Below are 19,181 nucleotides of genomic sequence, written 5' to 3' on the forward strand. Positions count from 1 at the left end.
ACTGCAGGGGGGACCCTGTGGGAGAGTAGGACGCCGCCGAACAAATATTGCGAAAAGCCCCGTACCGGGATACCGGTACGGGGCTTTTCTGCGTTTCCGGTCGTTCAGCATTTAGGCTCCAGTTATGCGCTATGACCTTGTCATCTTCGACAACGACGGTGTTCTCGTCGACAGTGAGGCGATCTCCAACACGCTTCTGGCCGCCTATCTCACCGAGCTCGGGCATCCGACCTCGTACGAGGACTCCCTGCGTGACTACATGGGCTCGGCCATGCACCGCGTACACGAACTGGTGGAAGAGCGCAGCGGGCGACGGTTGCCGGACGACTTCGATGACGTGTTTCACAGTCGGGTGTTCGCCGCCTTCGAGCGGGAGTTGCGGCCGGTGGCCGGCGTGATGGACGTACTGGAGAAGTTGGCGGCCGACGGAGTCCCGTACTGCGTGGCTTCCTCCGGGAGCCATGAGCGGATTCGGGTGGGGCATCGGACCACCGGGCTTGACCGGTGGTTCGACGCGGAGCGGGTTTTCAGTGCGCAGGACGTGGGGCGGGGCAAACCGGCGCCCGATCTGTTTCTGTATGCGGCGGAACGCATGGGGGTGGCGGCCGACCGGTGTGTGGTGGTGGAGGACAGTCCGTTGGGGGTGCGGGCCGCTGTGGCCGCCGGGATGGAGGTGCTCGGGTTCACCGCCATGACTCCTGCCGAGCGGCTGGCCGGGGCCGATCAACTCTTTGGCAGCATGGGTGAGTTGGCTGACCTGCTTGTTTGAGGCCGGGCATGCGGGGGCGCTGACAATTGTCATGCCAGAGTTCGGACGTTCGTTTCTGTTGGCCGGGTGGGTGTGACCGCGAGGCTTGGGGCATGACAACAGTGACGACGAACTCGGCCTCCCTTCGACGGAGCCTTCTGCCGTTGGTCCTCGACGTGGCGGTGCCTGTCGGGTCGTACTACGTGTTCAGGAACGGGCTCGGGATGAGTGCCGTCGCCGCCCTCGGGTGGAGCAGTGCCGTTCCGGCGGTGCGGACCGGGTGGAGTGTGGTCCGGCGGCGGACGGTCAACGCGATGGCCGCGCTCATCCTCGTGGTCAATGTCGCGGGGGTGCTGCTCAGCTTTGTCGCCGGGGACGCGCGGCTGATGCTGGTGAAGGACAGCGGGATCAGCAGTGTCATCGGGATCGGCGTGCTGGTGTCGGTCCGGCTGGGGCGGCCGATGATGACCGAGGGGATGAAACCGTTCCTCCTCAGGGGTGATGCCGAGCGTGCCGCCGCCTGGGAGCGGCTGGTCAGTGGGTCCGCCCGGTTTCGACGGGCCGAGCGGACCTTCTCGGTGGTGTGGGGTGTGGTGCTGCTGGGGGAGTGCGTCGCGCGGATCGTGGGGGTGTACGTCCTTTCTGTCGACACCATGGTCTGGCTCGGCACCGTCGTGATGGTCGGGGCGATGCTGCTGGGTGTGCTCGTCGGCGGTGCGCTGGCTGTCGAGCCCATGAAGGTGATGCTTCGCGCGGAGGTCGCACGGCAGCGCGAGGGCGGTGACGAACTCCCCGACGCCGGTGCCGATGTCGGTGTTGGTGTCGGTGTTGAGGCCGGTACGGACACCAAGTGTGGTGGTGTTGTGGCTCACCGTGTCCGGATGGGCGTTGTTGCCGGGTGAGATCAAAGGTGAGCAGAATTCATCTTCGGAATCATCTACCCACGAGTAAGCCTGGGCCCTACGCTCGCCGCCATGACAGATGTGCTGCGGCGCGGTAGGGCCGCGTTGGCGTTCAGCTTTTTTGCTCAGGGCGCCGCCTTCGCGCTGCTCGTGACGCGTATCCCGGCCATCCAGGACCGGTACGGCATCTCCGACGCGATGCTGCCGATCTTCCTGGCCGCCGTGCCCGTGCTGGCCGGGGTCGGCAGTGTGTGTGCCGAGCAGGTGGTGAAGCGGACGCGCCCCAGTCTCGTACTGAGGTGGGCGCAGCCCGTCGTGCTCCTGGCGCTGCTGGCTGTCGGCGCCGGAGACCATGTCGCCGAGCTGGCTGTGGCGCTGGGGGCGTTCGGGCTGGCCGTCGGTGGGCTCGACGCCTCGATGAACATGCTCGGGGTGAGTCTGCAGCGGGCGTACGGGCGCAGCATCATGCTCGGGTTCCATGCGGCGTTCAGCCTGGGTGGGATCGTCGGGGCCTCGCTGGCCTGGGCCGGCGCGCACTGGCATCTCGACCTCTTCGTGTCCTATCTGCCTGTCGTGGTCGTGTTGTTGCCGGCCGCGCTGGTCGGGAGCCGGTGGTACGTCGACGCGCGGGACGGGGGCGGCGGGAGCGGGGGAGGGGAGCCGTCCGACTCGGTGCCGGGTGACGCGCCCGGGGCGGGGGCCGACTCGGGCGCCCTTGTCTTCAAGCTGTTGCTGCCGCTGTGTCTGGTGATGACGTTCGCCTACATCGGGGACTCGACGGTCTCCAACTGGAGTGCGAAGTATCTGCAGGACGTGCTCGGGAGTTCCGAGCAGCTCGCGACCGTTCCGTACAACGTCTACATGGTCACCACGCTCGTCGGGCGGTCCATCGGGGACGTCGGGGTGCGGAGGTTCGGGGCGGTGGCCGTCGTACGGGCGGGGGCGGTGGTGGCAGCGCTCGGGTTCGGTGTCGTGGCCGTGGCGCCCGGGGCGTGGGTCGGGATGCTCGGGTTCACCTTGCTGGGGCTCGGGCTGTGTGTGCTCGTGCCGCAGACGTTCGCCGCCGCCGGGAGGCTGTTCCCCGGGGCCTCGGACGCGGCCGTGGCGCGGCTCAACATCTTCAATTACGTCGGTTTCCTGATCGGTTCGCCCCTGGTGGGCGCTTTGGGTGATCTGTGGAACTACCGCGGGGCGATGCTCGTTCCGATGGTGTTGGTCCTGGTGACGTTGAAGTACGCGGGGTCGTTCGATCCGGGACGAGCCGGATACGGTGACGGGCATGAGCGGCCGCGCACAGCTGATGTGGGACGAGGCAGTAACGGGCTATGACTTCGGCCCGGACCACCCGATGGATCCGGTCCGGCTCGCCCTGACCCGGCGACTCGTCGACGCCTTCGGGCTCGACCGGGAAGTGGACGTGGTCTCGGCGAAGCCCGCCGGGGAGTCGACCCTGCGGCTTGTGCACCGTGAGGACTACATCAAGGCGGTCAAGGCGGCGTCCGTCGACCCGGGGGCGGCCGACACGGCGTACGGGCTGGGGACCGTCGATGATCCGGCCTTCGCCGGGATGCACGAGGTGTCCGCGCTGATCGCGGGGCAGTCGGTCGGGGCCGCCGAGGCGGTGTGGCGGGGAGAGGCGCTGCACGCCGTCAACTTCGCGGGCGGCCTGCATCACGCGATGCCGGGGGGAGCGTCCGGGTTCTGTATCTACAACGACGCCTCGCTGGCCATCGCCCGGCTGCTGGAGCTGGGGGCCGAGCGGGTCGCCTACGTGGATGTGGACGTGCATCACGGGGACGGGGTCCAGGCCGCGTTCTGGGAGGACCCGCGGGTGCTGACCATCTCGCTGCACGAGCATCCGCGCACGCTCTTCCCGCAGACCGGGTGGCCCGAGGAGACGGGGGCGGCGGGTCCGGCGGAGGGCAGTGCCGTCAATGTCGCGTTGCCGGCGGGGACCGGGGACGCCGGGTGGCTGCGGGCCTTTCACGCGGTCGTGCCCGAGCTGATCGCCGACTTCCGGCCGCAGGTGCTGGTCACCCAGCACGGGGCCGACACCCACTTCGAGGACCCGCTCGCGCATCTCGCCGTGTCGTTGGACGCGCAGCGGGCGGTGCAGGTCGCCTGTCACGACCTCGCGCACGAGTACGCCGACGGGAAGTGGGTCGCCCTGGGCGGCGGCGGATACGCGGTGGTGGAGGTCGTACCGCGGTCCTGGACGCACCTGGTGGCGATCGCGGCGGGTCGGGCCGTCGAGCCGACGGCGATGATCCCGGAGGGGTGGCGGCAGGAGGTGTTCGCGCGTACGAGGCAGTTGGCGCCGGCGCGGATGACGGACGGGCGGTGGCCGGTGTCCTACGCCGACTGGGAGTCGGGGTACGACCCCGCCGACCGTCTCGACCAGGCGGTCGTGGCGGCTCGGCGGGCCGTGTTCCCGTTGCGTGGGCTGCTGGCGTAGGGCGCGGCCCGCCGTGGTCCGGCCGTCAGGAGCAGAGTCCGCTCGCGCCGTCGTAGTAGATGTCGATCGAGCCGCTCCACGTCAGGCACTGGCCGTTGACGGTGGCGGCGTCCAGGTAGATCGGTCCCGCGTACTCCTTGAAGGAGCCGTGGTCCTCCACGGGCTTGCTGGAGTTGGGCCAGGTGTCGAGGGTGACCTCCATGTACATGCGGGTGCCCGGCTTGGTGCGGACGAGGACGGCGCAGTTGTCCTCGGTGGAGTAGTTGAAGGTGACGTACACGGTGCCGATGACGTTGGTCGGGGACGACTTCACCTGTGACCAGTTCACGACGGAGAAGCCGGGGCCGCAGGCGCCGTTGTACGCGCCGGGTGCGGTCGCGGCTGCGGAGGCCGGGGCGGTGGCGACGGCCGTGCCTACGAGGCTGAGGGCGGCGAGCGCGGTGGCGGCCGTACGACGGGACAGCTTCATGGTGTTCCCCCTGTGGTGACGATGGTCGGTGTGTGCGGGCCGCGGATGCCGGCGGTTGCCAGGCTGCTGCCGCACACGTGAGATGAGACCCGGGAGTACGTAGGACAGTTGTGGCCGTTTTTGTCACGGTCCTGTCATCCGTGTAACAGGCCGCTCCGGGGTGGGGTTCGCGGCATTACGCCAACTGTGCGGCGTTTTCGGTGTTCCCGCCGTGTCCGGTGTCGCCGTCCGCCACCATCTCTTTCGTGTTGAGCGCCGGCGCCCTCCGCGCCCATCTCCTGGCCGCCCGTCTCGCCGGGCCCGTGGCCACCTCGCGGGAGGAGAGTCTGCGGAGCTATCGGCTGTTCGCCGCTCGTGATCCCCGGGCGCTGATCGGACTCGATCCCGAACTGAACTGGCGGCAACGGGATCTGATCGGGCTGATGGCCGACAGATGCGGGGTCTCGCCCGATCCGCGATGCGTCTCCGGGTGTGATGTGATCGACCCGGAACGGACACTCGTCGCCCTCGACGCCTTCGCCGAGCGACTCTCCGCAGTCGCGCGTCGCCGTGCTCCCGTACTCCTGGGCACCGGTCACCCGCACCGACTGCTCGATTTCTACGCCGCGTTGGCGGACGCCCTGTCGGCGGCGGGATGTACTGTCCTCACTCCGGCGCAGGGTAGCTCTGTCGACATAACGACCCGGTTCGGTCTACGCACGTACAACCTCGACTACGTACGGGGGGTGGCCCTCGCACGGGAACCGCGTGCTGGGGCCGCCCGGCGTGAGCCCGGCGCACACACGCACTCTCCCCTCCCCGTTCGGACCGCTCTGACGGCCGCCGCCGAGGCCGGCGGCACGCTCCCGGAGCTGGTGATCGGGGACCACGGATGGGTCTGCGGCGCAGGTCAGTTGGGGTTCGAGACCATCGGGCTGGCCGATACGGACGATCCCGCGCTCTTCGTCGGAGAGGCCGAGGGGCGCGTGTCCGTCGTCGTTCCACTTGATGACGCTGTGCGGTCCGATTACTACCGGCCGATTACCCGCTACGTACTCAATCGAGCGTGTCTGTCACAGTAGGCCGCCGATGGGTGCACCTCTTCCCCACTCGCATCACCCGCCCCTACATTGGGGAGTGAGCACGCAACGACGAAGAGTCACCGGAAGGGGAAGCCGGTGACCGTCGAGTGCGGAAGGTTCAGGTGTGTCATGGCTGCAGCAGGCGAGAGGCCTCTGAACGAGGTTCAGTTCCTTACCGTGGCGGAAGTCGCCTCGGTGATGCGAGTGTCGAAGATGACCGTGTACCGGTTGGTGCACAGCGGTCATCTGCCCGCGATTCGGGTGGGGCGGTCCTTCCGTGTCCCCGAACAAGCGGTTCACGAGTACCTCCGCGAGAGCTATGTGGGGGTGGAGACAGCCTGACGGCGGTCGAGAGGGGGCGGATGGGGACCCTCAGGGCTTTACCGGGTCCCTCCTGATCTCGTCTGATCTCCTCGATTGCCCTCGATTACGACCTCAGCGCTCGGACGGGTAGGCTGGCCCCTTGTAGGTCGTATGGGCCCATGGCGCCCAACGCCGAGTGATGAGAAGTGAGCGAGGGTAGTCGTGGGCTCTGTTATCAAGAAGCGGCGCAAGCGGATGGCCAAGAAGAAGCACCGCAAGCTGCTGAAGCGCACGCGTGTTCAGCGTCGCAACAAGAAGTAGGTAGTCGGTCCGGTCGCGAGATCGGGACCACTACCGCTCCTCGAGGCCGCTGAAACGCGAGCGAGAGCGAGCATGAAGGCTGTGGCCCCCCACCGGTATCGGTGGGGGGCCACGGTCGTGTTGACCCGTCTGTGCGCCTCCTCGTGACTTCGCGCAGCGGGCGGTCATCACAGCGCAACAACAACCCGCTAGGTTGGGCTCCACACACGGGGAACACGGAAGCGAACGCGGACGGGAACATTGCTGAAGGGAAGGCGCTGATCTTGGGCAAGGTCGTGCTCGTGACCGGAGTGGCCCGTCAGCTGGGCGGCCGGTTCGTCCGACGGATCCAGCGTGACCCCCAGGTGGACCGGGTCATCGGAGTGGACGCGGTTCCCCCCGAGCACCATCTGGGCGGCGCCGAATTCGTCCAGGCCGACATCCGGCAGCCCACCATCGCGAGGGTGCTCGCCGAGACGAACGCCGACACGGTCGTCCATCTGGACGTGACGGGCATCGCGCTGGGCAGCGGCAGCCGGGCCATGGTCAAGGAGACCAACGTCATCGGCACCATGCAGTTGCTGGGTGCCTGTCAGAAGTCGCCGACGGTGAAGCGGCTGGTCGTGAAGTCCAGTACGAACGTGTACGGGTCGGCGCCCCGTGATCCGGCGGTCTTCACCGAGAACACCCCGCCCAAGTCGCTGCCCAGCGGTGGCTTCGCGAAGGACGCGGTGGAGGTCGAGGGGTATGTGCGCGGGTTCGCCCGGCGGCGGCCGGACGTCGCGGTGGCGGTGCTGCGCTTCGCCAACATCCTGGGGCCGACCGCCGACTCGCCGCTCGCGCAGTACTTCGCGATGCCGGTGCTGCCGACCGTGTTCGGCTACGACCCGCGGCTCCAGTTCGTGCACGAGGACGACGTGATCGAGGTGCTGCGCATCGCCTCGCACGAGCCGGAACGCGGAACGCTCAACAGCGGCACGTTCAACATCGCCGGCGACGGGGTCCTGCTGCTCTCGCAGTGCTCCCGGCGACTCGGCCGTCCCACCGTGCCGCTGCTGCTGCCCGCGGTCAACTGGGCCGGTTCGCTGGTCCGTACGCTGGGTGTGACGGACTTCTCGCCCGAGCAGATCCGGCTGCTCACGCACGGCCGGGTCGTGGCGACGAACCAGATGCGCGAGACTCTGGGCTATCGGCCGAGGTTCACGACGGCCGAGACGTTCGAGGACTTCGCGCGTGTCCGTGGTCCCGGTCTGTTGCCGCCGGAGGTCCTCGCGGGGGTCGTCGACCGGATCGCCGCGCTGCCGTTCGTCCCCTTCGCGGGCGGCGGCCGTACCCCGGCCACGACAGGCGGGACGGGCACGACGACCGGGACAGCCGCGCAAGCGACCTGACGGAGACAGCCCACCGACGCAGAGCGCCAACCGAGGAGCGCATCAACGATGGCGGATGCCAAGGTCATTCCGTTCGACGACGACAGGTCCCGCGCGGGCGCCGTCCCGCGGCCGTCGCGCCGCCGGAGCGGCGGCAGCGGCCGGCGCAACGGCGAACCGGCGGTGGTTCGCGAGGTCCAGCCCCTGCCGGGACGAGGCCGCCGGCAGGATGATGTGCAGGTGACACGAGACCAACAGCCGCCCCGTGAGTCCCAGGAGTCCCAGGACCAGCCGGGGGACCGGTCCCCCTCGTCCTCGCCGGACGCCGGTGGGGCCGGCGGCCTGGAGCGCCGGATCGCGGGCGGACTGTCCTTCCTGCGGCGCCGGCTCACCGGCGACTACGAGGTCGACGAGTTCGGCTACGACGCCGAACTCACCGACCAGGTCCTGATGTCGATGGTGCGCCCGCTGTACGAGAAGTACTTCCGGGTCGAGGTCAAGGGCATCGAGAACATCCCCGCGGAGGGCGGCGCCCTGATCGTCGCCAACCACTCCGGGACGCTGCCGCTGGACGGCCTGATGATGCAGGTCGGTGTGCACGACAACCATCCGGCGGGGCGCCATCTCCGGCTTCTCGCGGCGGACCTGGTCTTCATGCTGCCGGTGGTAAACGAGCTGGCCCGCAAGGCCGGTCACACGCTGGCCTGCGCGGAGGACGCGGAACGGCTCCTGGAGCGCGGTGAACTGGTCGGTGTGATGCCGGAGGGGTTCAAGGGCATCGGCAAGCCGTTCAGCGAGCGGTACAAGCTGCAGCGCTTCGGGCGCGGCGGCTTCGTGTCGACGGCACTGCGGCAGGGCGCGCCGATCATCCCGTGCTCGATCGTCGGGGCGGAGGAGATCTACCCGATGATCGGCAACGCGAAGACGCTGGCCAGGGTGCTCGGCTTTCCGTACTTCCCGATAACTCCGACGTTTCCGTGGCTGGGTCCGCTCGGCGCGATCCCGCTTCCCACGAAGTGGACGATCCAGTTCGGCGAGCCGATCCGTACGGACGGCCATCCGCCGGAGGCGGCCGAGGACCCGATGCTGATGTTCAACCTGACGGACCAGGTCAGGGAGCAGATCCAGCACACCCTCTACAAGCTGCTGGTGCAGCGGCGGTCGGTCTTCTTCTGACGCCGGTTCGGCTACGGATGACGGCTGTACGTGTTCGGGGGCACCCTTCCTGCGAAGGGCGCCCCCGAACGTCGTACGGCCGACCGCGCTAGCTCGCGTCCTCGCTGTCGATGCCCAGGCCGGGCAGCAGGCCCGGGAGGAGCGGCGGGAGCGTGACGTCGGGCTCCGCGTTGGACGGGGTGGTCGTCGACGGGGACGCCGTGCCGTTCTCCGCGGGCGGGTCGAGGAGGCCGCCGGTGTTGCCGCCGAGCAGACCGTCGCTGCCGGCGCCGGACGCGGACGGCTTGGGCTTGCCGCTGCTGGACGCGTGGCCCTCGGTGGGGTCGCCGCCGGTGTTGCTGGGGGCGACCGACTGGTCGGAACCGGACGAGCTCGTGCTCGACTCCGGTCCGGAGCCGTGCCGTTGGCTTCCGCCATCACCGCTTCCGCCGCTCCGGGAGGGAGGCTTCGGGAGCAGGGACTGGAGGGGGGCGACCTCTTGGTCTATGGCGTCGAAGACCGACGACACCTCCTGGCTCACGTCCCCGAGCTGCACGGGGAGACGGTCGCGCAGGGCGCCCCAGGCCTCACGGTGGGAGCGGGAGAAGGCGTCCAGAGCCTGGATGGGGGCCAGGGAGTCGGGGTCGTGCTGGTATGCCTCGTGCAGCAGGCGGTGGCCCTCCGACACGTCGTGCCGCATACCGGAGAGGGCGCGGCGGATCTCGCCGAGCGACTCGTGGTCGAGCTGGCCGGCGCGGTCGCGCTCCATCAGCCGGCGTGCCTCGTTGAGCCGTGTCGAGGCCTGGTCGAGGTAGACCTGGCCCCGTTCGCCGGCGCCGTCGGTCAGGTAGTTGAGCCTGATGTCCTCGATGCCGCGCTTGAGGCCGTACAGCGAGTCACCGGGCAGGGCGTCGGAACTGGCAGCGGCGACGCCGCCGAAGGCTCCCGCGGCCACACCCACGCTGAGTCCGCCGGCGGCGAGACCCTTCGTCAGCCGGGTACGGGGTCGCAACTTCCCCAGCCCGCTCGCCCGGTGAGCACCTCCCTTGGCGCGGGAGCGCTGCTCGGGCACCAAAGGGTCCGCCGCCCGGCCTCCCGGTACCGTGCCGTCCCGCAGCATGGCCTCCATCGCGGCCACCAGCTGGGCCCGGTGGACGACCTTGACCGCGGGGTCGAGCACCGGTTTGGGCAGCTCGCCGAGACCGGTCGCGAGGGCCACCAGTCGGCTCGGTTCGGTCTGTTCCGCCCGGTGGTCCGCCTGGTGGTCCGCCCGTTCCGCGGGAGCCGGGGCCGGTTCCGGCGGTGCAGCGTCCGGTGCCGGTCCTTCGGGCTGCTCGGCCGCCGAGTCCCGGTCGGAAAGCTGCTCCAGGGCCTGGGCGAAGGCGTTCGCCCGCCGGTGCGCCGAAACGTTCGCGATCACTGGCGGCACCTCCTCTCGTCATGACGGTCGGCTCCCCAGGGGGTCCTGAGGGTTGCACGTCCCTGACCGCATCAACTCGATCGGGTGATCGAAGACGGCCAGGGAGTGACCACAGGGAGCCTGTATCCCGCACAACGAGTGGCGCGGCACTTGGGTTACGGACGGCGGATGATCGGACCGCGAACTCAACGGACTTTCACTGAAGGTGAGTTGGTCGTCGCTGAGTGTGCGGTTCCCGGGCGGGCGAAAGCGGGACGAGTCCGCCGGGCGGGGTGGGGCGCGCCCGGCGGTCTTCGGGCGCGGGCGCGGGTGCGGTGCGGGGGTGTCCTGGCGGAGGCGTGCGCGGAGTACCTCTTACGGTGCTCAGCGCGCGTCTTCCGGGAGGAGCCGGGCGAGTGTGCGGACGGCGCGGTACTGAAGGGTCTTGATCGCGCCCTCGTTCTTGCCCATCACACGCGCGGTCTCGGCGACGGACAGCCCCTGGAGGAAGCGCAGGGTCACACACTCCTGCTGCTGGGGGTTGAGCCGCTTCACGGCGTCGAGGAGAGCGGCGTTCGAGAGGGACTCCAGGACGGAGTCCTCCGGCGAGCGCTCGACCTCGTTGGCGTCCAGCATCTCGCCGGTGGTCACTTCGAGCCGGAAACGGCTGGACTTGAAGTGGTCGGCGACGAGGTTGCGGGCGATGGTGACCAGCCAGGCGCCGAAGTCGCGGCCCTGCCAGGTGAAGGTTCCGATGCGGCGCAGGGCGCGCAGGAACGTCTCGCTCGTCAGGTCCTCGGCGGTGGCCTTTCCGCCCACCCGGTAGTAGATGTACCGGTACACAGTGTCGCTGTACTGGTCGTAAAGGCGGCCGAAAGCGTCGGCCTCGCCGGCCTGGGCGCGCTCGACCAGGTCCATCATGCGGGCGCTGTCACTGTCCGCCGCGGGGCGGCGAGTCGTGGCGGCGCCGGTCGCGCGGCCTCGTCTGCCGACCGCGGCGGTGCCGTCGGCCAGCGCGTAGCACGGGCCGAGTGGTGCGGCGGTGGCGAATGCGGGGACGGCGTACGCGGTGGGGACGAAGCCGCGCAACAGGTCTAGGACCGTTGCGCGCAGCGTAGCCAGGCCCGAGGCGTCAACCCCGACGTGTGGGTACACGGGACTCCCAGAGGCAGAGCTTCCATCACGTGCAGTGCGGGACCTTTCACCCGTCGTGACGACGGAGGGGTACCGGTTTGCGTCTGAGGAGAATAACGCTTCGTACAGGTGCTGCTACACCCGGTTGCTCAAATCATCGATTACGTCGCTTCTGTTACCTATTGGCGCCCGTTCAAGTGCCGCAGTGTGACAGGTTGTTGATCGATTAAGGCCGAGTTGAGCTTCGCTCGGGGCGTGTTGTGGCTGTGTACGGCCAACGGGACTGGTGGCGGGGTTACGGGGGATTCGGGGGCGAACGGATTTTTCTTCGCCCCCGCCGCCCCTACCCGTCCCATCCCGTTCCTGGGGGCTGCGCCCCCAGACCCCCGCTCCGGCCCTGGACGGGCCTTGTCCTCAAACGCCGGACGGGCTGGGGGTGCGGGTCGGGGCTGGAGATGGGGTGGGGGCGGGTGGGTGGGGAAGAAGGCGGCCCTGGACGGGCCTTGTTCTCAAGCGCCGGACGGGCTGGAAATGCGGGTCGGGGCTGGAGATGGGGTGGGGGCGGGTGGGTGGGGAAGAAGGCGGCCCTGGACGGGCCTTGTCCTCAAGCGCCGGACGGGCTGGAAATGCGGGCCGGGGTGGGAGGGGAGGCGGCGCTGGACGGGCCTTGTTCTCAAGTGGCGGGCGGTTCGGGGGAGTCAGCGGCGGCGGCGGTGGAGGGCGATGGCTGCTGCTGTGCCGCCGGCCACCGCTCCTACGCCGGCTGCCGCCGGGATGCCGACCTTTGCCGCCTTGCGGCCGGTGCGGTAGTCCCGTAGGCGCCAGTCCAGGCGGCGGGCGTGCTTGCGGAGCTTGGTGTCCGGGTTGATCGCGTAGGGGTGGCCCACCAGGGAGAGCATGGGGATGTCGTTGTGCGAGTCGCTGTAGGCCGCGCAGCGGGTGAGGTCCAGGTCCTCCGCCGTCGCCAGGGCGCGTACCGCCTCCGCCTTGGCCGGGCCGTGCAGGGGTTCGCCCACCAACTTGCCCGTGTACACGCCGTCCACCGACTCGGCGACCGTGCCCAGGGCGCCCGTGAGGCCGAGGCGGCGGGCGATGACCGTGGCGATCTCCACCGGGGCCGCCGTCACCAGCCACACCTTCTGGCCCGCGTCCAGGTGCGCCTGGGCCAGCGCGCGCGTGCCCGGCCAGATGCGCTCGGCCATGTACTCGTCGTAGATCTCCTCGCCGATCGACATCAGCTCGGAGACACGGTGGCCCTTGACGATGGAGAGGGCGGAGTCCCGCGCGTCCTGCATGTGCTCGGGGTCCTCGATGCCGGCCAGCCTGAACCACGCCTGCTGCCAGGCGAACCGGTAGAGGTCGCGGGTCTCGAAGAACTTCCTCTTGTAGAGGCCCCGGCCGAAGTGGAAGATCGCGGCGCCCTGCATGACGGTGTTGTCGAGGTCGAAGAACGCGGCGGCGCGCACGTCGCCGAGAACGGGGAACGTCGGCTCCGCGGGTTCCTCCTCGGTGCCTGTCGGATCCGGCGCATGCGCCAGTTCCTCCAGCTCCTGGGAGGATTTACGCGCTGCCTCCGCCGAGGCCTCGCCTGCCAACACGCTTCGCGCCGTGGCGGAGCGCCTACGGGGAGTGAGCCATCCGAGAGCGGCCATGGCGTGAGCATAGCCAGTTTGTTCGGTGCTTCCGGAGTCGAGAGGTTTGGAGGTTGTGAACTCTCCGCGACCGCGCAGTTAAACAACTGCCGTCAGCCCGCCCCGAGACGGCGGACGCCGCTCCCCTCGGCTCTCGCCCGGGCGCGGGACAATGGGCGTATGAGTCCCCTCTTTCGGCGCGTCGACCGTCGTACGTCACAGTCCCGGCTCGTCACTCTCATCCGGAAGCCCGGTTGTCATTTGTGTGATGACGCACAGGGAGTTGTCGAGAAGGTGTGTGCCGATCTTGGGGTTTCCTGGGAACAGAAGGACATCACCGAGGACGAGGAACTCCATCGTGAGTACTGGGAGCAGATCCCGGTCGTGCTCATCGACGGCGCCCAGCACACGTTCTGGCGTGTCGACGAAGAACGTCTTCGCAAAGCCCTCACATAGATTCCTGCTCGATTAACGAGCGGTCGAGTTCTGACCAAGTGCTGACCGAGCAGTCCAGGTGGTCCGGAAAGTCGCTTAGGATCGAGTGCGGTTCAGATCTCGGGGGCGGGATTCATGAGGAGTGTGTGAGGTTTTGCCCCCGAACGGTGCCTGTGACGGCGAGGGAAGACGGTGCTTGTGCGCCGGTTCGCCACGCGTGGGACGGGGGTGCGTGACCCCGGTCACGTTGGGTGGGCAAATCGGACACCATCTTTGTGCACGCGTTCACAAAGACATAGCCTGCACTCGACGGGGCGGTCCAGGAACGTGTGACCGCCTGCAGCCCCGCGCTACCCGCAGGAGCACCGTGGCAACTGGCCGAACTCACCGAACGGCGACCCGCAGCCGAGGGATTCCCGAGGCCACCGTCGCCAGGCTTCCGCTGTACCTCCGTGCGCTGACCGGACTGTCGGAGCGCTCGGTCCCCACGGTCTCGTCCGAGGAACTGGCGGCCGCCGCGGGGGTCAACTCCGCGAAGCTGCGCAAGGACTTCTCTTACCTGGGTTCTTACGGAACGCGTGGGGTCGGCTACGACGTCGAGTATCTCGTCTATCAGATCTCGCGTGAGCTGGGGCTGACCCAGGACTGGCCGGTAGTGATCGTCGGCATCGGTAATCTCGGCGCCGCCCTCGCGAACTACGGTGGCTTCGCCTCCCGTGGATTCCGGGTGGCCGCCCTCATCGACGCCGATCCCGCGATGGCGGGAAAGCCCGTCGCCGGTATTCCGGTGCAGCACTCGGATGATCTGGAAAGGATCATCGCGGACAACGGCGTGTCCATTGGCGTTATCGCCACCCCCGCCGGTGCCGCTCAGCCCGTGTGCGATCGGCTCGTCGCCGCCGGTGTGACCTCCATTCTCAACTTCGCGCCCACCGTGCTGACCGTCCCGGACGGCGTCGACGTACGCAAGGTCGATCTCAGCATCGAGCTGCAGATCCTCGCCTTCCACGAGCAGCGCAAGGCCGGCGAGGAGGCCGACGCGGCAGCTGCCGCCGCCGAGGCGGTCGCCGCGGCCGACGCCGTCGCGGCGGTCACTGCCAAGGGGCGGGGCCGCAGTGGCGGTAACGGCGATGGTGCCGGCAGTGGTGGCGGTCATGGCAAAGGGCCTGACGGGGATGTTCCCGCCGTGATGCCGGCATGAGTCTCCTTGTCGTCGGGCTGAGCCACCGCAGTGCTCCCGTCAGTGTTCTCGAGCGGGCCGCGCTGTCCCAGGACGCGCAGATCAAGTTGCTTCAGGACACCGTCGCCGCCGAGCCGGCCGCCGAGGCCGCGGTGCTCGCCACCTGCAACCGCATCGAGCTGTACGCGGACGTGGACAAGTTCCACGCGGGTGTCGCCGAGCTGTCCACACTGCTCGCCCAGCACAGCGGGGTGGGCCTGGACGAGCTGACTCCGTACCTGTACGTGCACTACGAGGACCGGGCCGTCCATCACCTGTTCTCCGTCGCCTGTGGGCTCGACTCCATGGTCGTCGGCGAGGGGCAGGTTCTCGGGCAGATCAAGGACTCGCTCGCTCTCGCGCAGGACCTGCACAGCGCGGGCCGACTGACGAACGACCTGTTCCAGCAGGCGCTGCGGGTCGGCAAGCGCGCCCACTCCGAGACCGGCATCGACCGGGCCGGGCAGTCACTGGTCACCTTCGGGCTCCAGCAGCTGGCGGGTGGGAAGGGCGCCGGGGTTTCGGTGGAGTCCTGGGCCGTGGGCAAGAAGGCCCTGGTCATCGGTGCCGGGTCCATGTCCTCCCTGGCCGCCGCCACGCTCGCGCGGCTCGGGGTCGCCGAGATCGTCGTCGCCAACCGCACGCCGGACCGCGCCGAGCGGCTCGCGCAGATCATCAACGAGAACCGCGAGAACAGCCAGTACGCCGGTTACGTGGGCAACGCGGGTTCCGAGGGTCCTGGTGGGGCCGTGGGTGCGGTCGCGTCCGTGTTCGCTCGCGCGGTTCCGATGGAATCGGTGCCCTTCGAGCTGACACGTGCCGATATAGCCGTTTCCTGTACCGGCGCGACCGGGCTCGTCCTCACCGCCGAGGCCGTCGCCGCGGCCGTCGAGGGCCGGGTACCGGCGGACGAGGCCGGGCTGTCCCTTCGTACCGTCGCGACGGGTGACGTGTCCGGAGTCCTGCCGCCCACCAGCATCGGCACCGACGAGGGCTGTCCGCTGGACCTGTCCGCCGTGCAGACGGGGCAGACCGGCCAGGCCGGGCAGGCCGTGCAGGAGTCGGCCGGGTTCTCGGTGATGGGCGAGGCCGCCGTCGCCGGAATGGACGCGGCGACGCTGGAGCAGCACGCGGCCTGGGTCGACAACGGCACCGTCGACCGCCGGGACGCCGCACGGCGTACGCCCGACGACGACCGTGAGCTGATCGCCGCGCTCGCCCTGACCGCGGCCACCCTCGGACGGATTCCCGAGCGACGGCGCCCCGAGGCGGTTGCCGGCGTGGCGCGACCCCCGGCCGTGCTCTCGCTGCTCGACCTCGCGATGCCCCGGGATGTCGACGCCGCCGCGCACCGGCTGCCCGGAGTCCGGCTGGTGGACATCGAGACGCTCGCCGAAGCCTCCGCGGACGTTCCGATGGCGGCCGACGTGGACCAGGTCCGGCGGATCGTCGCCGACGAGGTCGCGGCCTTCGGGGCCGCCCTGCGGGCCGCCCACATCACCCCCACCGTCGTCGCGCTGCGCGCCATGGCCGCCGACGTCGTCGCCGGCGAGATCGCCCGGCTCGACGGACGGCTCCCCGGGCTCGACGAGAAGCACCGGGCCGAGATCACCCAGACCGTGCGGCGCGTTGTCGACAAACTGCTGCACGCGCCGACCGTACGGGTCAAGCAGCTCGCGGCCGAGCCCGGCGGCGCCGGGTACGCGGACGCGCTGCGTACCCTGTTCGACCTCGACCAGGAGACGGTCGCCTCCGTTTCCCGGGCCGACCGGGCCGACGAGAACACCCCGGCGAACGCCGAGAACCGAGGGCGAGCATGAGTGAGCCAGTACGAGGGCCGGCGCGAGGGGCGCTGAGACTTGGGACCCGGCGGAGTCAACTCGCGCTGGCCCAGTCCGGGCAGGTCGCCGACGCCGTGACGCGGCTCACCGGGCGGCCCGTCGAGCTCGTCGAGATCACGACGTACGGCGATGTGTCCCGTGAGGACCTCGCCCAGATCGGCGGCACGGGCGTCTTCGTGACCGCCCTGCGCGAGGCGCTGCTGCGCGGGGAGGTCGACTTCGCGGTGCACTCGCTGAAGGACCTGCCGACCGCGCAGCCCGACGACCTGGTGCTCGCCGCGATACCGGAGCGCGAGGATCCTCGTGACGTCCTGGTGGCGCGCGGCGACCTCAAGTTCACCGACCTGCCGCCCGGCGCACGGGTGGGGACGGGTTCGACCCGGCGCACGGCCCAGCTGAACGCGTACGCGCGTGCCCATGGGCTGAGTGTCGAGGTCGTTCCGGTCCGGGGGAACGTCGACACCCGGATCGGGTTCGTGCGCGGCGGTGAGCTGGATGCGGTCGTCCTGGCCGCGGCCGGGCTCAACCGCATCGGGCGCGCCGACGAGGTGACCGACTTCCTGTCGGTCGACATGGTTCTGCCTGCCCCTGGCCAAGGGGCCCTGGCGATCGAGTGCAGAGCGGGGAACACCTCCCACGACTCTGACCTGATCGCGGCACTCGGCGAGCTCGACGACCCGGACACCCGGGCCGCCGTGACCGCCGAACGGTCACTGCTCGCCGCCCTGGAGGCCGGTTGCAGCGCCCCTGTGGGGGCGTTGGCCGACCTTCTGGCCGACGGGCAGATTGTCAAGGAGATGCGCCTGCGCGGCGTCGTCGGCACGACCGACGGCTCGACGCTGGTGCAGCTGTCCACCACCGGTCCCGTGCCCGAGACGTACGACCAAGCAATGGCGCTCGGCCGTGAACTCGCAGCCGAGATGCTTGCCAAGGGCGCGGCCGGTCTGATGGGGGAGCGAGCACAGTGAGCCCCACCACCCTTCCCGCCGGTCCGGACCACGGGCACGTCACCTTTCTTGGTGCCGGACCCGGGGATCCGGGACTACTGACTCTGCGCGCCGTCGAGGCGCTGGCCAACGCGGACGTACTGGTCGCCGAGCACGAGGTGCTCGACGTCGTACGCACGCACGCCAGACAAGGCGTAGCCGAGCTCAACACCGAATTGGACACGCCTATTGGCAGCACGTATCCAGGCACAGGCACGCCTCAACTAGCGGTTGTTGACGGCGCGTCAACAAGCGCTGGTGTACCCGCTGTGCGGGATGCCGCACATCTTGTCATGGAGGCCGCGAGGGGTGGCAGGCGGGTCGTGCGTGCGGTGTCCGGGGATCCCGGGCTCGACGCGTACGCCGCCGAGGAGATGCTGGCGTGCGCTCGCGCGGGCGTTCCCTTCGAGGTGGTCCCGGGTGTCGCGGCGGCCGTGGGCGTGCCCGCGTACGCGGGTGTGCCGCTGCGGGACGCGCAGGGCGCGGACGTCCGGTTCGTGGACGCCCGTACGGCCTCGGACCGGTGCTGGGCCGAGGTCGGGGCCTCCGACGGGACGGTCGTCGTCTCGACGACGCTCGACTCGGTGGCCGCGGCGGCCGGTGAGCTGGTCAGCGCCGGGCGCAAGCCCGACACCCCGTTGACCGTCACGATCGCCGGGACCACGACGCGTCAGCGGACCTGGTCGGCGACGCTGGGGACCATCGCCCAGACGTTCAAGCAGGGCAAGGTGCTGCCGTCGCCCGAGGGTGGCCGGCCGGTGATAGCGGTGGTCGGCGAGCGGTTCGCCGCCGCTCAGCGCGAGCAGTTGTCGTGGTTCGAGAACAAGCCCCTGTTCGGGTGGCGGGTCCTGGTGCCGCGTACGAAGGAACAGTCGGCGTCGCTCTCCGACCAGCTGCGGTCCTACGGGGCCGTGCCGCACGAGGTACCGACGATCGCCGTCGAGCCGCCTCGGACCCCGCAGCAGATGGAGCGGGCGGTCAAGGGGCTGGTCACAGGGCGGTACGAGTGGATCGCCTTCACGTCGGTGAACGCCGTGAAGGCCGTGCGGGAGAAGTTCGAGGAGTACGGGCTCGATGCTCGTGCCTTCGCCGGGATCAAGGTCGCGGCAGTCGGGGAGCAGACCGCCAAGGCGTTGATCGCCTTCGGTGTGAAGCCCGATCTGGTGCCCAGCGGGGAGCAGTCCGCTGCCGGGCTGCTGGACGACTGGCCGCCCTACGACCCGGTCTTCGACCCGATCGACCGTGTTTTCCTGCCTAGGGCCGACATCGCCACGGAGACGCTGGTCGCCGGGCTGATCGAGCTGGGCTGGGAGGTCGACGACGTCACGGCCTACCGGACGGTGCGGGCGTCGCCGCCGCCGCAGGAGACCCGGGAGGCGATCAAGGGGGGTGGCTTCGACGCCGTTCTCTTCACGTCGTCGTCCACCGTGCGGAACCTGGTCGGGATCGCGGGCAAGCCTCATAACGTGACGGTGATCGCGTGTATCGGGCCGGCCACGGCGAAGACCGCGGAGGAGCACGGGCTGCGGGTCGATGTGATGGCTCCGGAGCCGTCCGTGCTCAAGTTGGCGGAGGCGTTGGCGGACTTCGGGTTGCGGCGGCGTGCTTCCGCTGTGGAGTCCGGGGATCCGGTTACTCGGCCGAGTGAGCGGCGGCCGGGGGCGCGGAGGCGTCGTACGACGACGTAGGTGGGGTGCAGGTGAGGTGGGGGTGGGGGCGGTGTGGGGTGGTGGTTTTTCGCCCCCGCCGCCCCTACCCGTCCCATCCCGTTCC

Annotated in this window: 18 protein-coding genes; 14 read left to right on the forward strand and 4 right to left on the reverse strand. The window is 69.6% G+C overall.

Going from position 1 to position 19,181, the window contains the following annotated elements:
* Positions 1-124 precede the first annotated feature (124 nt).
* The 4 genes from PV734_RS45300 (at position 125) to PV734_RS45315 (ending at position 4,105) form a co-directional block, all read left to right on the forward strand.
* Positions 125-769, forward strand: a complete 645-nt coding sequence (locus tag PV734_RS45300; RefSeq protein WP_319098671.1) for an HAD family hydrolase — start codon at positions 125-127, stop codon at positions 767-769.
* A gap of 101 nt (positions 770-870) precedes the next feature.
* Positions 871-1,650, forward strand: coding sequence for a VC0807 family protein (locus tag PV734_RS45305; RefSeq protein ID WP_319098699.1), 780 nt, complete (start codon positions 871-873; stop codon positions 1,648-1,650).
* A 72-nt stretch (positions 1,651-1,722) separates the two neighbouring features.
* On the forward strand, positions 1,723-2,979 hold the full coding sequence (locus PV734_RS45310; RefSeq protein ID WP_319098672.1) for an MFS transporter: 1,257 nt from the start codon (positions 1,723-1,725) through the stop codon (positions 2,977-2,979).
* Positions 2,930-4,105: an acetoin utilization protein AcuC gene (locus PV734_RS45315; RefSeq protein WP_319295157.1), complete on the forward strand. Its 1,176-nt coding sequence runs from the start codon at positions 2,930-2,932 to the stop codon at positions 4,103-4,105. Before PV734_RS45310 ends, PV734_RS45315 begins: the two co-directional genes overlap by 50 nt.
* A gap of 25 nt (positions 4,106-4,130) precedes the next feature.
* Here PV734_RS45315 and PV734_RS45320 read toward each other — a convergent pair whose 3' ends face one another.
* Positions 4,131-4,574 carry a hypothetical protein gene (locus PV734_RS45320; protein ID WP_319295159.1) on the reverse strand — a complete coding sequence of 148 codons (444 nt, stop codon included), beginning with the start codon at positions 4,572-4,574 and terminating at the stop codon, positions 4,131-4,133.
* 245 nt (positions 4,575-4,819) lie between these two features.
* On the opposite strand from PV734_RS45320, the gene PV734_RS45325 reads away from it, so the two are divergent.
* The 5 genes from PV734_RS45325 to PV734_RS45345 all read left to right on the forward strand — a co-directional run bounded on the left by PV734_RS45325 (position 4,820) and on the right by PV734_RS45345 (position 8,784).
* Positions 4,820-5,635 (forward strand): phosphatase, encoded by an 816-nt coding sequence (locus PV734_RS45325; protein WP_319295161.1) that lies wholly within the window; start codon positions 4,820-4,822, stop codon positions 5,633-5,635.
* Between the two features lie 129 nt (positions 5,636-5,764).
* On the forward strand, positions 5,765-5,977 hold the full coding sequence (locus tag PV734_RS45330; protein WP_004984898.1) for a helix-turn-helix domain-containing protein: 213 nt from the start codon (positions 5,765-5,767) through the stop codon (positions 5,975-5,977).
* A gap of 183 nt (positions 5,978-6,160) precedes the next feature.
* Positions 6,161-6,259 carry a 30S ribosomal protein bS22 gene (locus tag PV734_RS45335; RefSeq protein ID WP_003948845.1) on the forward strand — a complete coding sequence of 33 codons (99 nt, stop codon included), beginning with the start codon at positions 6,161-6,163 and terminating at the stop codon, positions 6,257-6,259.
* Positions 6,260-6,522: 263 nt separating this feature from the next.
* Entirely contained in the window at positions 6,523-7,629 is a 1,107-nt protein-coding gene (locus tag PV734_RS45340) for an NAD-dependent epimerase/dehydratase family protein (RefSeq protein ID WP_319098676.1), read from the forward strand.
* A gap of 48 nt (positions 7,630-7,677) precedes the next feature.
* Positions 7,678-8,784 (forward strand): lysophospholipid acyltransferase family protein, encoded by a 1,107-nt coding sequence (locus tag PV734_RS45345; protein WP_319295163.1) that lies wholly within the window; start codon positions 7,678-7,680, stop codon positions 8,782-8,784.
* Between the two features lie 88 nt (positions 8,785-8,872).
* Here the strand turns inward: PV734_RS45345 and PV734_RS45350 are convergent, their stop codons facing one another.
* The 3 genes from PV734_RS45350 to PV734_RS45360 all read right to left on the reverse strand — a co-directional run bounded on the left by PV734_RS45350 (position 8,873) and on the right by PV734_RS45360 (position 12,948).
* Complete coding sequence (locus PV734_RS45350) at positions 8,873-10,183, reverse strand: DUF5667 domain-containing protein (protein WP_319295165.1); 1,311 nt, start codon at positions 10,181-10,183, stop codon at positions 8,873-8,875.
* 363 nt (positions 10,184-10,546) lie between these two features.
* Positions 10,547-11,317 carry an ECF subfamily RNA polymerase sigma factor, BldN family gene (locus PV734_RS45355; protein ID WP_319098679.1) on the reverse strand — a complete coding sequence of 257 codons (771 nt, stop codon included), beginning with the start codon at positions 11,315-11,317 and terminating at the stop codon, positions 10,547-10,549.
* A gap of 677 nt (positions 11,318-11,994) precedes the next feature.
* A complete protein-coding gene (locus PV734_RS45360) occupies positions 11,995-12,948 on the reverse strand; it encodes an HAD-IB family hydrolase (RefSeq protein ID WP_319098680.1) in 954 nt (317 codons plus the stop codon).
* A gap of 159 nt (positions 12,949-13,107) precedes the next feature.
* Here PV734_RS45360 and PV734_RS45365 point away from each other — a divergent pair, with 159 nt between their 5' ends.
* From PV734_RS45365 to PV734_RS45385, 5 genes are all read left to right on the forward strand, one after another.
* Positions 13,108-13,383 (forward strand): glutaredoxin family protein, encoded by a 276-nt coding sequence (locus PV734_RS45365; protein WP_319098681.1) that lies wholly within the window; start codon positions 13,108-13,110, stop codon positions 13,381-13,383.
* A gap of 346 nt (positions 13,384-13,729) precedes the next feature.
* Positions 13,730-14,563, forward strand: coding sequence for a redox-sensing transcriptional repressor Rex (locus PV734_RS45370; protein WP_319098682.1), 834 nt, complete (start codon positions 13,730-13,732; stop codon positions 14,561-14,563).
* Complete coding sequence (locus PV734_RS45375; RefSeq protein WP_319098683.1) at positions 14,560-16,401, forward strand: glutamyl-tRNA reductase; 1,842 nt, start codon at positions 14,560-14,562, stop codon at positions 16,399-16,401. Before PV734_RS45370 ends, PV734_RS45375 begins: the two co-directional genes overlap by 4 nt.
* Positions 16,398-17,390, forward strand: a complete 993-nt coding sequence (gene hemC, locus PV734_RS45380; RefSeq protein WP_319098684.1) for a hydroxymethylbilane synthase — start codon at positions 16,398-16,400, stop codon at positions 17,388-17,390. The genes PV734_RS45375 and hemC overlap by 4 nt, the downstream gene beginning before the upstream one ends.
* The gene (locus PV734_RS45385; RefSeq protein WP_319098685.1) at positions 17,387-19,096 is read left to right on the forward strand and encodes a bifunctional uroporphyrinogen-III C-methyltransferase/uroporphyrinogen-III synthase; all 1,710 of its coding nucleotides are present in this window, start codon (positions 17,387-17,389) and stop codon (positions 19,094-19,096) included. Before hemC ends, PV734_RS45385 begins: the two co-directional genes overlap by 4 nt.
* Positions 19,097-19,181 lie beyond the last annotated feature (85 nt).

It is taken from the genome of Streptomyces sp. AK08-02 (assembly GCF_033795085.1).
Classification (GTDB): Bacteria; Actinomycetota; Actinomycetes; order Streptomycetales; family Streptomycetaceae; genus Streptomyces; species Streptomyces echiniscabiei.

Excerpts from the sequence above, each read along its gene's own strand:
- PV734_RS45300 (WP_319098671.1), top strand. The coding sequence starts at position 125 with ATGCGCTATGACCTTGTCATCTTCGACAACGACGGTGTTCTCGTCGAC.
- PV734_RS45310 (WP_319098672.1), top strand. The coding sequence starts at position 1,723 with ATGACAGATGTGCTGCGGCGCGGTAGGGCCGCGTTGGCGTTCAGCTTT.
- PV734_RS45315 (WP_319295157.1), top strand. The coding sequence starts at position 2,930 with ATGAGCGGCCGCGCACAGCTGATGTGGGACGAGGCAGTAACGGGCTAT.
- PV734_RS45320 (WP_319295159.1), bottom strand. The coding sequence starts at position 4,574 with ATGAAGCTGTCCCGTCGTACGGCCGCCACCGCGCTCGCCGCCCTCAGC.
- PV734_RS45330 (WP_004984898.1), top strand. The coding sequence starts at position 5,765 with ATGGCTGCAGCAGGCGAGAGGCCTCTGAACGAGGTTCAGTTCCTTACC.
- PV734_RS45345 (WP_319295163.1), top strand. The coding sequence starts at position 7,678 with ATGGCGGATGCCAAGGTCATTCCGTTCGACGACGACAGGTCCCGCGCG.
- PV734_RS45360 (WP_319098680.1), bottom strand. The coding sequence starts at position 12,948 with ATGGCCGCTCTCGGATGGCTCACTCCCCGTAGGCGCTCCGCCACGGCG.
- PV734_RS45365 (WP_319098681.1), top strand. The coding sequence starts at position 13,108 with ATGAGTCCCCTCTTTCGGCGCGTCGACCGTCGTACGTCACAGTCCCGG.
- PV734_RS45375 (WP_319098683.1), top strand. The coding sequence starts at position 14,560 with ATGAGTCTCCTTGTCGTCGGGCTGAGCCACCGCAGTGCTCCCGTCAGT.
- hemC (WP_319098684.1), top strand. The coding sequence starts at position 16,398 with ATGAGTGAGCCAGTACGAGGGCCGGCGCGAGGGGCGCTGAGACTTGGG.